Source organism: Candidatus Spongiihabitans sp. (genome assembly GCF_965237845.1).
Classification (GTDB): domain Bacteria; phylum Pseudomonadota; class Gammaproteobacteria; order Arenicellales; family Poriferihabitantaceae; genus Spongiihabitans.
The window spans coordinates 827,320-840,340 of record NZ_OZ250154.1 but is presented as its reverse complement, the minus strand read 5'-3'; the positions used below and the strand labels follow the sequence as shown (position 1 = coordinate 840,340).

General features: G+C 45.7%; 11 protein-coding genes and 2 pseudogenes. 10 read left to right on the top strand and 3 right to left on the bottom strand.

Annotation, left to right across the window (positions count from 1 at the left end):
* Positions 1-29 precede the first annotated feature (29 nt).
* The 3 genes from ACPXXB_RS04180 to ACPXXB_RS04170 are packed head-to-tail and all read left to right on the top strand — an operon-like array spanning position 30 to position 3,811.
* On the top strand, positions 30-1,832 hold the full coding sequence (locus tag ACPXXB_RS04180) for a VWA domain-containing protein (protein WP_423909711.1): 1,803 nt from the start codon (positions 30-32) through the stop codon (positions 1,830-1,832).
* A gap of 15 nt (positions 1,833-1,847) precedes the next feature.
* Positions 1,848-2,468 (top strand): cob(I)yrinic acid a,c-diamide adenosyltransferase, encoded by a 621-nt coding sequence (cobO, locus tag ACPXXB_RS04175; RefSeq protein ID WP_423909708.1) that lies wholly within the window; start codon positions 1,848-1,850, stop codon positions 2,466-2,468.
* Positions 2,462-3,811 (top strand): cobyrinate a,c-diamide synthase, encoded by a 1,350-nt coding sequence (locus ACPXXB_RS04170; protein WP_423909706.1) that lies wholly within the window; start codon positions 2,462-2,464, stop codon positions 3,809-3,811. Before cobO ends, ACPXXB_RS04170 begins: the two co-directional genes overlap by 7 nt.
* Before the next feature lie 105 nt (positions 3,812-3,916).
* Here ACPXXB_RS04170 and recQ read toward each other — a convergent pair whose 3' ends face one another.
* Entirely contained in the window at positions 3,917-5,821 is a 1,905-nt protein-coding gene (gene recQ, locus ACPXXB_RS04165; protein WP_423909703.1) for a DNA helicase RecQ, read from the bottom strand.
* 233 nt (positions 5,822-6,054) lie between these two features.
* On the opposite strand from recQ, the pseudogene ACPXXB_RS04160 reads away from it, so the two are divergent.
* Positions 6,055-6,546, top strand: a pseudogene (locus ACPXXB_RS04160) (IS1595 family transposase); the annotation flags it as partial.
* A 244-nt stretch (positions 6,547-6,790) separates the two neighbouring features.
* On the opposite strand, the gene ACPXXB_RS04155 reads toward ACPXXB_RS04160, so the two are convergent.
* Complete coding sequence (locus ACPXXB_RS04155; protein ID WP_423909700.1) at positions 6,791-6,970, bottom strand: phage integrase N-terminal SAM-like domain-containing protein; 180 nt, start codon at positions 6,968-6,970, stop codon at positions 6,791-6,793.
* Between the two features lie 207 nt (positions 6,971-7,177).
* On the opposite strand from ACPXXB_RS04155, the gene ACPXXB_RS04150 reads away from it, so the two are divergent.
* From ACPXXB_RS04150 to ACPXXB_RS04135, 4 genes are all read left to right on the top strand, one after another.
* Positions 7,178-7,663, top strand: a complete 486-nt coding sequence (locus tag ACPXXB_RS04150; RefSeq protein ID WP_423909697.1) for a zinc-ribbon domain-containing protein — start codon at positions 7,178-7,180, stop codon at positions 7,661-7,663.
* Positions 7,664-7,879: 216 nt separating this feature from the next.
* Positions 7,880-8,149 (top strand): hypothetical protein, encoded by a 270-nt coding sequence (locus ACPXXB_RS04145; RefSeq protein ID WP_423909694.1) that lies wholly within the window; start codon positions 7,880-7,882, stop codon positions 8,147-8,149.
* A 207-nt stretch (positions 8,150-8,356) separates the two neighbouring features.
* Complete coding sequence (locus ACPXXB_RS04140; RefSeq protein WP_423909691.1) at positions 8,357-9,670, top strand: hypothetical protein; 1,314 nt, start codon at positions 8,357-8,359, stop codon at positions 9,668-9,670.
* Between the two features lie 336 nt (positions 9,671-10,006).
* Positions 10,007-10,201, top strand: a complete 195-nt coding sequence (locus ACPXXB_RS04135) for a hypothetical protein (protein ID WP_423909689.1) — start codon at positions 10,007-10,009, stop codon at positions 10,199-10,201.
* 3 nt (positions 10,202-10,204) lie between these two features.
* Here ACPXXB_RS04135 and ACPXXB_RS04130 read toward each other — a convergent pair.
* Positions 10,205-11,183: pseudogene (locus tag ACPXXB_RS04130) on the bottom strand (IS30 family transposase).
* 90 nt (positions 11,184-11,273) lie between these two features.
* On the opposite strand from ACPXXB_RS04130, the gene ACPXXB_RS04125 reads away from it, so the two are divergent.
* The gene (locus ACPXXB_RS04125) at positions 11,274-11,507 is read left to right on the top strand and encodes a hypothetical protein (RefSeq protein WP_423909686.1); all 234 of its coding nucleotides are present in this window, start codon (positions 11,274-11,276) and stop codon (positions 11,505-11,507) included.
* A 303-nt stretch (positions 11,508-11,810) separates the two neighbouring features.
* A complete protein-coding gene (locus tag ACPXXB_RS04120; protein WP_423909684.1) occupies positions 11,811-12,986 on the top strand; it encodes an MFS transporter in 1,176 nt (391 codons plus the stop codon).
* Positions 12,987-13,021: the final 35 nt, after the last annotated feature.

The window sequence follows — 13,021 nt, the reverse complement described above, 5'->3', positions numbered from 1 at the left end:
ACTATAATGGCAGGGCGATAATAAGATCGATGCAGCCGAACTTCCCTTTTTCCGCAATTGTCGGTCAGGATCGATTGAAGACGGCGTTATTACTGATCAGTGTCGATCCGCAAATAGGGGGGGTGTTACTCAGCGGGCCGCGAGGAAGCGCGAAATCAACCGTGGTGCGCGGTCTTGCCAACCTGACCCAAAATCAGCCGTTTGTTAACGTGCCGCTGGGTGCCAGCGAAGAAATGATCACCGGGTCATTCGATTTGGAAAAAGCCCTGAACAATTCTGAAGTCGCGTTCCGGCCAGGTCTGTTAGCAAAAGCCAACGGCGGTATTCTCTACGTTGATGAAGTCAATCTGCTCACAGATAACTTAGTCGACCTGCTGCTGGACGCCGCTGCATCAGGCATCAATCTTGTCGAGAGAGATGGCATCAGCCACAGACATGACGCCAAATTTTCACTGGTCGGCACGATGAATCCTGACGAAGGCGAACTTCGGCCTCAGCTACTGGACCGGTTTGGTCTGATGGCGCAGGTTGCAACCACGTTTTCATTGGCACAGCGAAAACAAGTCGTTCGACAGCGATTAGCCTATGACCGGAATCCTGATAAGTTTATCCAACGCAATCAGGCTGAACAAGACTTACTTCGAGATAAACTTGAGTGGGCTAAAAACAATTTGTCTTCCGTGGCTATGCCTGATTCGATTAGCGCTCAGATCGCGCAACGTTGTGCTGACGCCAACGTTGAAGGTTTTCGGGCGGATCTCACCATGCACCGTGCAAGTTGCGCCAACGCAGCATTGAATCAGCAACTCGAAGTATCTGCGTCTGATCTGGAGCAGGTAGCGCCTTTGGTATTGGCGCATCGCCGCCAGTCACCCGAGCGCAAACAACCGGCGCCACCAGACAACAGCGGGGCATCGGACAATGCTCCCGACGATCCTGCTGCCCGGAATCAGGGGGGTTCATCGATACCAGGCTCAGCTATACAAGGATCACGTGTACAAGGCTGCTGGGGTGCGATGGACACGGTATCAACGGCCACAGCGCCGGCTCGCCTGATGCCCCTGCTGCCGGCGCGAAAACCATTGCTAACCAGCATTAACGGCACGACATCGGCATCAGCACAATCAGTCTATGCGGGCAACCGAAAAGGCGAATCGCTGTCCCCACGTTTTACCAGCCAACCCATCAATAACAAATGCAAGAATAACAAACGCCCGATAGACTGGTTCCGAACCTTGGGAATGAATCACCGTTTCGCCAAATTAAAATATTGTGGCTTAAAATGTCGTAACCTGAAATCCCGGAACAGGCATCATAGCTTGAAATTTCGTTACCCCCGATCGGTTTCCATCGAACTCGATCTGGTGTTGCTGGATATATCCGCATCAACATTAAGCGGACAGGGGTTAAGTCAGGCCAAAGGTATGCTGAAAGCGTTATCACAAAGCAGTTATCGAAAACGACGACAACTGAGTATTATTACTTTTGGCAATGATCGAGTCAGCACTTTGCTTCATCCGCAACGCGCGCCCCATGATATTCAGGATAAACTGGACTCGATTCGCGCCGGTGGTGGCACCCCGGCAGGAGCAGCGCTAAATTATGCTGGGAACCTGCTTGCTCGCCAGCGTTACCGGCACTTCGAATGTTCAATTTTTCTGGTGACCGACGGCAGATTGAACAAATCGGCGATGCACCATGCCTTGTTGTCAGCTTACCCAATAACCATAGTGGATATTGAATCGAGTCGTATTAAACTTGGACAGGGCAAGCAGTTGGCGGAACAAATATCCGCACAATATATTCATGTCTCCAAATTGCCGCTTGCCTGAATTACGAGTGCGCTGATGACCGATACCCACAAAAACGATAGCAGCGGGGATGACCGGCACCGCGCCAGGATGCTAAAGAAAAAAGCTGTGGTTGACCAGCGCATAGCCAAAGCCAATGAACAACGCGGGGTTTTGATTCTGATGAAAGGCAATGGCAAAGGCAAGAGTTCGTCGGCATTCGGCACGCTGGTTCGCGCACTGGGTCATGGCCAGCAAGCGGGCTTGATTCAGTTCATCAAAGGCAGAAAAGAAACCGGCGAATACCGGTTCTTCAAAGATCACCCGAGCGTGGATTTCCACGTAATGGGACATGGCTTTACTTGGGAAACCCAGGATAAAAATCAGGACATTGCAGCAGCAGCGCAGGCTTGGCAAATAGCGCAGAAAATGCTACAGGACGAACGCTATAATATTCTGGTATTCGATGAAATGTCGTACATGTTTAAGTATGAATATCTGGATGTTGAACCTGTGGTTGCGGCGTTGAAAGCGCGCCCTGAAAATCAAAATGTCATTATTACCGGGCGCACCATGCACCGTGCGCTGATGGACGTTGCCGACACGATTAGCGAAATCGCAGACATTGAGCATGCTTTTCGCAAAGGCGTAAAAGCGCAACCCGGTATCGAATGGTAAACCAGGCAGCTCAGGTAACCCGGATAACCCGGGCAACTCCGGCAAAAGTCAAATGCCCTGCCCTGTTCTTTTGTGCGCCTGCTTCCGGCCAGGGAAAAACCACCATCACCGCCGGTATCGCCCGATACCACCGCAACCAGGGTCAGGAGGTGCGGGTTTTTAAAACCGGCCCTGACTATCTCGACCCGCTGATTCTGCAACAAGCTTCGGGCAAGCCCGTGACCCAGCTTGATTTGTGGATGGTGGGCGAGGCCGAATGCAAACATATTTTATATCAAGCCGCATGCGAAGCAGACCTTATTCTGATTGAAGGCGTTATGGGCATGTTCGATGGCGATCCCAGCGGCGCTGACCTGGCGGAATATTTTGGCATTCCCATCGCCATCGTGATTGATGCCCGTGCCATGGCGCAGACCTTCGGCGCCGTTGCCTTGGGGTTAGCCACGCATCGGCCGCGGCTGGAGATTGCCGGGGTGATCGCCAATGCGGTGGCTGGCGAACGACACCAGCAACTGATTTCTGAATCAATGCCACACCAAGACAAACTACATCAGGTTGAACTGCTGGGCTGTGTTGGTCGCCATCCAGATATCGCTCTTCCAGAGCAGCACCTGGGCCTGGTGCCTCCCCACGAAGTGGCCGATATCGATCAGCGATTGGATGCGCTTGCCGAGGTGATGGCGCAATCTGGCCTGACAAAAGTACCCGCTCAAGTAGAGTTTGAGGAGCATGACACTACCGAACCAGAAAGGCTGCTCGGTGGATCAACCATCGGCATAGCCAGGGACGACGCCTTTTCTTTTATTTATGCCGCAAACATAAAATTACTAGAACAAATGGGTGCCTCCTGCGTTTACTTTTCGCCGTTAAACGACCGGGAAATTCCATCGGTGGACACATTATGGTTGCCCGGCGGTTACCCGGAGCTGCACCACCAAAAATTGTCGTCCAACCATGCCATGAGACAACAAATCAAGGAATTTCACGCCAGCGGAAAGAAAATTCTGGCGGAGTGTGGCGGCATGCTTTATCTGATGAATTCCCTTACCGACGTGCATGGTAATCGAGCGGAAATGATGGCTATTTTGCCGGGCGATGGCATTATGCGCGAGCGTGGCGGCTGCCAGGGCATGCAAATTGCCGCCCTGCCCCAGGGCCCACTTCGCGCCCACGCCCATCACCGCACCCGCTGTGAAAATACGGCGAAGCCGATTGCATTCGGCACAAGACTGCGCCACTCCGCCGCAGGAGAACCGATCTATCAAACGGGCAATGTTACCGCCAGTTATTTGCATTTCTACTTTCCATCAAATCCCCGCGCAATCGCCAAACTACTGTCATAAAATCCTTCTTTTTTGATCTCTGGCGCTGGTTTGATTTTGAACGCAGGGGGAGTGGTCTTAACAACTCGTATTGCGGTGGCTGGCGCCAGAATTCAAAACAGGCGATCAAGCTTGGTCTGCAATAACACCTAGAAATCGTTCGCCATATCGTTCCAGTTTGGTATCGCCGACGCCGTTAATGGTCAGCAGTTCGCTCAGCGTCTTTGGGCGCAGAAGCATCATTTCCTTCAAGGTGCTGTCGTGAAAAATAACATAAGGCGGCACGCCATTTTGTTTGGCAAACGCCATACGGCAGCGTTTCAGCGCGTCCCACAATTCCGGGAATTCCTCGGGCCCGCCAGATATCACGCCAGGCAAGGCGGTCGGCGTATCTTTGCGCCTGCGTTTAATTTGGTCATCGCTATGGTCATCGCTATGGGCTTTGCTTTGGCTCTTGGCAACAACGCCATCATGGCGTAGCGTCAATGCGGTTTCTCCACGAAGCAAGGGACGACTCTTTTCGGTCAACCTCAGCGCGCCATATCGCTCCGCATCAGTATACAAGTATCCCTGAACGATGAGCTGCCGAATGACCGACCGCCAATGTTGTGCGCTATCTGACTGACCCAATCCAAAGGTGCTAAGCCGGTTATGTCGATGTTGTTTTACTTTAACTGTGGCTTTTCCCCTCAGCACGTCTATGACATGAATGGCGCCGAAACGCTGCCCGGTTCGGACGACACCGGACAGCAGTTTCTGTGCATCCAGGGTCGCATCCCAGGTTTCCGGCGGCATCAAACAGATGTCACAATTTCCGCAAGGCGATTGTTCTAAGGGCGGGCGTGATTCTCCAAAATAATCCAGCAACGCAATACGGCGGCAACAGCTGACTTCGCACCAACCCAACAAGGCATCCAGTTTGGAGCGCTCTACTCGTTTGAATTGTTCATTGGCCTGCGACTCGGCCAGCATTTGCGATAGCCGAACGACATCCTGCAATCCATAAACCATCCAGGCCTCGGCCGGCAAATCATCACGACCGGCGCGGCCGGTCTCCTGATAATAGGATTCGATGCTTTTAGGCAAATCCAGGTGCGCCACAAATCTGACATCAGGTTTGTCGATGCCCATGCCAAACGCAATGGTGGCAACCATGATGACACCTTCCTCAACGAGAAAGCGTTGTTGACGGCTTGCGCGCGTCTGGCTGTCAAACCCGGCATGATAAGGCAAGGCTGGAAATCCTTTGTTGTTCAACCATTCGGCAGTTTGCTCGACTTTTTTGCGCGACAGGCAATAGATAATTCCGGATTCATGCTGATGGGTTTGCAAAAAGGTCAATAGTTGTTTACGAGCATCCAGTTTTGGCTGTACCAAGTAGCGGATATTGGGGCGATCAAAACTGCTGATAAAAAACTCGGGTTTTTTCAAAGCCAGTCTGAATACAATTTCCTCACGCGTTCGTTGATTGGCAGTCGCCGTCAACGCCATCCTCGGTGTTTGCGGAAAATGCTGCGCCAAGGTATCCAGGGAAAGGTAATCCTGTCTGAAATCGTGGCCCCACTGGGAAACGCAGTGGGCTTCATCAATGGCGATCAACGACAGTTTTATTTGCGTTAGCCGCCGTAGTGTATCGGGTTGCAGTAATCTCTCTGGCGCGACATAAAGGATTTCTAATTTATTACCTGATTCATTGTCCCGCTGACCGGACTCAAGCTGACGAAAAATTTCACGTTGCTGGTGAAATGAAAGGGTGGAGTTTAAAAATACGGCATTAAAACCCAGTTGACGCAATGCCGAAACCTGATCCTGCATCAGCGCGATGAGCGGAGAAACAACCAGTGCAAGTCCCTCGCGAAGTATCCCGAGAATCTGGTAACAGATGGACTTGCCGCCGCCAGTGGGCATCAATACAACACAGTCGCGTCCCGCCAATGCAGTCTCAATGATTGCCGCTTGCGACCCACGAAAGGCCGGATATCCATATCGTTGTTTTAAAATCTCAAGCGCTTGTTCCATGGTGGCTGTCATGATGACTGAATGAAATCCTTAAAAAATATTCCGTGAATTCTATACCTCATTTCCTAATTTTTTACGAAACACCTAACGGACTTTACGCCCCTTGTCCACCAGACTTTAACACATGCGTATAGATTATCGTGGTTTCCACCACTCCGTCTTTGTTACCCTTGCCATCACGAACTGCTATTTGTTTAAAGGTCATGACAACTTAAGCATATTTAAAATCGTGCTAAAGTGTTGTTATGGCAGTAAAAAACAAGTATGTGATTCGTTCGCGCATTTCTGAGAGGAAATTCAGGGAGCTTGTCAGGTATTTTACTGTGGATATAAACGCGGTGCAAATAGCGGCGCTGACTGGCCTGAGCTGGCAGACCATCAATAAACATCTCATGGCGATCAGGTTGAGAATAGCCACCTGCTGTCAGCGGCAGGCCTCTGCGTTGCAGGGTCAAATTGAAGTGGATGAGAGCTACTTTGGCGCGCGCCGCGTCAAGGGTCGGCGCGGTCGTGGCGCGCTCGGCAAAACCATTGTTTTTGGTTTGCTGAAAAGAGGCGACCGGGGGTATGCCGAAATCGTGCCTGATTGCTCCGCAGCCACGCTGCAGAGCATTATCAAGGGCAAGGCAAGCATTGACAGCGTGATTCATTCCGATGGCTGGAAAGGGTATAATGGCTTGGTGGACTTTGGTTATAAAAAGCTTTTCAGGGTGCATCATGGCAACCATAAATTCGCCAAAATATTGCTGGGGATGTTTAGAAAAGAGCCGCTTAAGTTGTCATGACCCTTGTTTAAAACTAAAATCAATATCAGCCACCCTAATACGCACTGCTTCTGAAATCCGCAAACCACCCGTAACAAAAGTTTAACAATAATGCCTGTGCTACCATCAATTAAAGTCAAAACTTGCCCTACCTATTCCTTGGTTAGCATAACAAGAATTCTAAGCTCTGTGCGAGAACGAGTGCTTTTCACCCCTTCTAATGGTTGTTGGTTGTTGCAAAACTTAATAATGCTTCTCTATTTTTCAAACCGTGAAATTTAATAAATTTAGCCGTCCAATCACAATAAATATTTTCAGTGGCATAAACATAACCTTGCCAGCGTAATGTCTCTCGCATTTTTTGCAGTAGAGTTTTATTTTTGGTTATAATGGTCACAGCATTAAATTAGTTATTGACAGGTTTTTAAAATACATACCAATCGTTAAGTGTTGTTGATAAGATTTAATTAAGGGTCTTGACTAGTCAAGACCCTTAATTAATAGTAATGAGAAAATACATAGTTTTATTTTAATACAGCATACAAAGGCAATAATGCCTTATATTTAATGTTAGAGAAAAGAAAAAATCGAGGGAATAATCAAAATGTTAGTATGTGATAAATGTGGATCTGGAATAAATGAAGGGTCGAAGTTCTGCCCACAGTGTGGCGATCCAGTTACTGAGGCAGATCGAGTATTCGTTCCTGCTACAGAGTCACAAATAGCTAATGTTGAAATTTCGTTTGGTCAAAGTTCATCGCCAAATTTCACTAAAGCAGTAGAAATATGTAAAAACATACCGTCTTATTCCACTTCTGATAAAGGCAAACAGACTCAGCATAAGATTAGTCTTCGAATCACAGAAGTTGATTTGATTATCAATCTATTTGAGTTGGTTGGTAGCTGGAAATCCTCTCAAATGCTAATTAACGGTCACACCGCCACCAAGAAAGATCTAATCTATTATGGTGTTGGTTGTTATAGAAATAGACAAAAAGCATACAAACCTGAACAGTTCTGTTTTGGCGAGCACGAATATGAAGTCAATATCTGGGGATGCAAGAGGCTAAATATGCCCATCAATGAATGAGGCGGTGGATGGCTTGATTACGGTGAGTTCAATAAATCAGGAGTTTGGTACTTCGACAAAGATAGAATTAAACATGAATTAGAACTCACATTAAAAGAAAATGAATTATGTCCAGTTCTTGATAGAAAACGTGTTCTTGAAACACTAGATAAACTTCCCGACAGCATAAACCCAAAAAGAGATAGCAATTGGCAGTATCGAACAAACTATGAAGAAGTGAACGGTGATTATAAAGAAGTAGCTCTTGGGGTGAAGCCAGTTATCAAGAAAATCAATAGATATGTGATTGGCGATTTTAAGCCAAGTTGGGAAATAGAAGAATCAGAGCATCATTCAAGCAATGAGCATGTAATAAAAGTAAATCTGCAACTTGAAGATGAAGCGCCAAAGCGAAGAAGAGCGTCAAAGTCCAAGAAAAAGAGTGGCTCGTCTGCAATTTGGTGGGTTGTCGGTGTGATTGTTGTTCTGTATTTCTTGCTCAAGTGAAAATTTCTCTAACAATCGCAAGCACTTGAACAGCAAAAAGCGACGCTCGTTCCTCGCTCTGCTTTTTACTGCCGCTGATTTGCAACGTTAGCAGTAATAAAAAGAGGGGTCTGGTGAACTTCAGCCAATATAATGTTAGGCTAAAGCACTATTGAAATTAAGAAAAAATCCTATATGAAGTTCACCAGACCCAAAAAAGAGTTATAAATGAAGATTATAAAGATTACATTGTTAGCTCTATGCTTATTATTAGCAAACATAGGGATAGCTGTAAGTGAGATTAACAGTGATGGAATACTTAGGGAAGGATCTTGGGTTCTATCGCCTTATCCAGATCCTTTTAATAATAAATATCCGGTAGTTGGGTATTTGCCGACAGGAACAATTATATTGGAATCGAAACCTCATGATGTTATGAAGAAATATAATGAAGTATTAACGCATTTTGGCCACAGAGTTCTTGTACAGAAAACAGTAAATATACAAGGAAGGAGCAGGCAAAGCGTTGCACCTTTTAAAGGAGTGGTTATGCCGCCTAAAGAAGGTAACAACAAACTTATTCTACATAAAAACATACTGTGCTTAAATGAACAAGATAGGATCAAAGTTGAAAACGAAAGATGTCGTTTTAAAAAAGAAATAAATGCAGAGCAACTGGAAGGGTCTACCCCAAAGATTGGCAAGGGTTGGATTTACTCTTTTAAACCAAAAGAAGATTCTAGCGACTGGTTTTGGCTGGAAGCACAGCTAGATGATTCGACGAAAAATACCATCGAAAGTTATGGCCTTGACGTAGTAAGTGCAAACTTTAGTATTTCAAAAGCAGAACTAAACCACTATGAGAATCTTGGATATATTACTTTATTGAATAAGGAAATGCCTTTAATGGAGTTTGAGTATATGCCTGACACGCTTTTTTATCTTGAGTGTGGGCTGGAAAATGTAAATAAAAAGTATATTGAAGGAAAACTAGGCGGACGTGTAGGGGTGAATAGAGAATCACAAGCAGCAAAGATTATTAATTCGTTTATCAAGGTAGATGTTGGGGCTGAAGGTAGTGTTGGTGTGGACAATGAGACAATAGTCACAATTAGTACAAAAAATAATTCTTACCTATTTTATAATGTGATAATGAGGGAAAGGGGGAATGAGGAAGAAAGTGTCATTAAGGTAAGAAAAGATTTTAACTGCGTAAGCGGGGCCGTAAATCAACCGGGGCTTGATATTAATGAAGTTAAATTTACCATTCAATCTAATGAACCTACCGATCCAGATGCATACGTCTTTGAAAAAGAAGATATAGCTATAAAAACTCCAGAAGAAAACAAGAAAACGATAGGGAGACCTGTTTATGTAAGTGTTAATAGCGTTTCTCAACATAGTAAGCTTTTACAATATATTATAAAACGTCACAAAGTGAATATACAAATGGCCCATTTTATGTTGGTTAATATTAATAACACATGTAAGGCAGGGAGTAGAAACCACATTAGAGAAAAGTGCTTGATGTTGTCGAAGTGAAATAACTGCTAACAAATGGGTCAAGAGGGAAATACTACGTCGTCCTCTTTACGCTGGCGTTAGGCAAAAAACAAAGGGGGTATAGGTCATTGGAGCAAATAAATATGTCTAACAAGTTCCCGAGGCGACGAGAGTACTAACCGCAGGCACTGTGCGAGCCGTCTTCCACCATTTCAGTACCCGAAACTATTTTCTGGACGACCAATTACTCTCGACACCCCATTAATACTTCTTATACTCTTGCAAGTTGTTGTTTTACGCATTATATTGCACATAAATCATTTACAATTGTCTTGGAGAATGTATGTACAAACCCTACAGAGTAAGAGGTTAGTTATGAAAAATGTTTTTTTGCTCAGTTTGTTGTTTGTGTTTTTTGTTCCTGTTCAGGTTTTTTCTTACACTGATAAGGAATGGTGCGACAGCCTTCCTCCTTATTATTATGGCAATTCGTATTATGACGCTGATAAGGATAAACCTTATTGTCTTTTGGTGTGTGGTGCATCTTTTAAAATGCTGGGTGGTCTCTAGTTTCTATTGCAACAGTTCATTAAAAACCTCAAAAGGCGTTTTCCAGTTTAACACGTTACGCGGTCGTCCATTTAATCGATCTTGAGCCTTGCGCACTGCATAAGCGCTGACTTGATTAAAGTCCGTGCCTTTCGGAAAATACTGCCTGATCAAGCCGTTGGCATTCTCATTGGCGCCGCGTTCCCATGGGCTGCGCGGATGGGCAAAATAGACCTGCATGTTGGTCTCTTTGGTGAACAAGCGATGCGCCGCCATCTCTTTGCCCTGATCGTAGGTCAGGGTCAGTTTCATCTGTTTCGGTATCGTTCGCAGTTTGCGCGCAAACGCCTTGCGCACCGTTTCGGCGTCCTGTCCCTTCAAGCGCGCCAGCAACACCGTCCGGGTGGTGCGCTCAACCAGCGTGCCAAGCGCGGATTGATTGTGAGCGCCCTGGATTAAGTCGCCTTCCCAATGCCCGGGCACAGTGCGTTCAGCCACTTGCGCCGGCCGCTCCTCAATACTGATCATCTCTGGAATCCGACCCCGCCGGTCAAGGCCCCGGCTGCGGGGCCGCCGCGCCTTTCGATGCTGCCGCAAACAACGCAACAGGGATTGACGCAGACCCCCCCCGAGGCAACGCATACAAATACGTGTGGATGGTTTCGGCGCACACGCGCATGCGTTCATCCCCAGGATAATCCAGCTTGAGCTTGGCGCTGATTTGCGCCGGCGACCACTGCTTGCGAAGTCCGTTGATGACGACCCAACGCAAACCCTTGTCTTTGGACAACTTGCCCGAACGACGATAACATCGCCGCCGAGCCTTGTTGTCCGCGGTGACCGCCAAGTAATAAAATCCGCTCTTGCTGCGGTTGAGTTCACGACTGATGGTTGATGGACTGCGATAAAGTTGCCGGGCAATTTCACGGACGCCCGCGCCACAATGATACAATGCGCCGATGGCTTCTCGCTCCACCAAGCTTAGACGATGATAAACCTTCATTCTTCAACGCCTCGCTCGATATTGTTGTATTCATACTATAGGTGTTGCGTTAGAATTTAGAGACCACACACTGATTTATTTCGTGCCTATATGACACGAATAAATCCAGAATTTTCAGTTAAAGATTTCAACGTTAAGTCTTTTGTAGAGATTTCTAACGATTTGATTGAAAAGCTGGAAGTATGTGTGGAATTTTTACGTAATAACTTTGAGCAAAATAAAAACGTGAGCCATTGTCCTAGGGACTATTTATTGCATTCACTGGAATTTGCTCTTCAGAATCAATCCATTGCATTGACTCCAGGTCGTTTTCAGTTATCCTAGGTGATTGCAGCTTTAGATAGTTGGCTAGAAAAATTCGAGGTATTTATTAGCAATCCTTCAGATATTTATTGGTGGACTAAAGGGTTAGCGTACGTTGCATATCCAATAATGCCAAAACTAGGAAACTGGCTGTGGAACAACCTCGGGCACACTGGCTCACCTAATGGCGATGACTTTTTATCGAAGCCAGCTTTAATTGGAAGTTTTGATACCTCGCCTGTTAGAGGCAAAATTTCATACAAGGATTTGAATGCATGCCTCCCTGCATCACTACGGACAAGTTAACTGGATATGGATAGCACAATGACAAAAATCTCTAGAAAATGGTTTTTTTGTTGGTTTTTTATAGCGACATTCTTCCAGGCGGGAACATATGGACTGACATTTCTGCTGCCGATTCTATTCTCGAATATAGGAGGGAATGAAAAAGATGTAGGTACTGTGCTTCTTTGTACCGCAATAATGACGATACTAACCGTCTTATATTCTGGTCATATGACGGACAGACGTGGTCGAATAAAAACGATTGCCTACAGCGGAATAATTATTGCTTCCTCGCTTTACTTATTTTCAATACTTTCGTCCATTACTTTGTTTGCATACTTGGCCGGAGCTTTATTAGGTATAGGGTGGGGCTTGTTTTATACCTTGACACCAGTGGTTCTGACAACAATGACTGATCCGGAGGAAAGGGTTCGTTACTTTACCTTATTATCCGTCTTTATCATGGCAGGCTTTGGGCTAAGCCCTATTATTGGAAAATATCTCGATCAGTTAGGCTACGGTATTAATGCTGTATTTCAACTTACGGCGGCTTTATGTATTTTTAGCACTATTATATTTTATGCGTTAAGTTTTGCTACTAAAGAATCTGAAACAGAGAACCAAGGCTCGTCTAAGCAGGCAAAGTTAACTTATGCTTCGTTAAGGCAGCTATTAAAATCTAAAGCAATAGTACCAATAGTTATGGTCGGATTAGGCGCTAGCGTATTTGCAGGAGTAACCAATTTTCAGACAGAGTATGCTATCCAAAAGGGGCAAGATTATTCTATCTATTTTATTACGTACACGATTACCGTGATTGTATGTAGAGTTATTTTCGCGGAGTTTATTGGCGGAGACAAGCCATATTTTGTTATTTTTGTACTTTTGGCGATAATGTCGATAAGTATATTAGTATTTATCTATTTGGATAATAGTCAATGGTTGTATATTGCGGGCGCATTATTATTTGGCATTGGTTATGGAGTCTCTTATCCTATCGTTAAAGCGATGGCTGCGAATGAAGCACGCGAGGATATTATGCCTCAGACCATGCAATTTTTTGGGATATCCTACTTTCTAGGTGTTTTTGGATTTCCCTTGATTGCAGGTATTTTGATTAGTGAGTTTAGTATGCTGCATTTGATGATTTTGATTACGGTGTTATCACTACTAGAATGCGTATTGGCATTCTGTAGATTTCAACGAATATTATGAAGTCTCCCTGACTATTTGCCCACGAGGTTATAAAG

Bases quoted from the DNA above. Each gene is read 5' to 3' on its own strand.
- ACPXXB_RS04180 (WP_423909711.1), top strand. From the start codon at position 30: ATGCAGCCGAACTTCCCTTTTTCCGCAATTGTCGGTCAGGATCGATTG.
- cobO (WP_423909708.1), top strand. From the start codon at position 1,848: ATGACCGATACCCACAAAAACGATAGCAGCGGGGATGACCGGCACCGC.
- ACPXXB_RS04170 (WP_423909706.1), top strand. From the start codon at position 2,462: ATGGTAAACCAGGCAGCTCAGGTAACCCGGATAACCCGGGCAACTCCG.
- recQ (WP_423909703.1), bottom strand. From the start codon at position 5,821: ATGACAGCCACCATGGAACAAGCGCTTGAGATTTTAAAACAACGATAT.
- ACPXXB_RS04150 (WP_423909697.1), top strand. From the start codon at position 7,178: ATGTTAGTATGTGATAAATGTGGATCTGGAATAAATGAAGGGTCGAAG.
- ACPXXB_RS04140 (WP_423909691.1), top strand. From the start codon at position 8,357: ATGAAGATTATAAAGATTACATTGTTAGCTCTATGCTTATTATTAGCA.
- ACPXXB_RS04135 (WP_423909689.1), top strand. From the start codon at position 10,007: ATGAAAAATGTTTTTTTGCTCAGTTTGTTGTTTGTGTTTTTTGTTCCT.
- ACPXXB_RS04125 (WP_423909686.1), top strand. From the start codon at position 11,274: ATGACACGAATAAATCCAGAATTTTCAGTTAAAGATTTCAACGTTAAG.
- ACPXXB_RS04120 (WP_423909684.1), top strand. From the start codon at position 11,811: ATGACAAAAATCTCTAGAAAATGGTTTTTTTGTTGGTTTTTTATAGCG.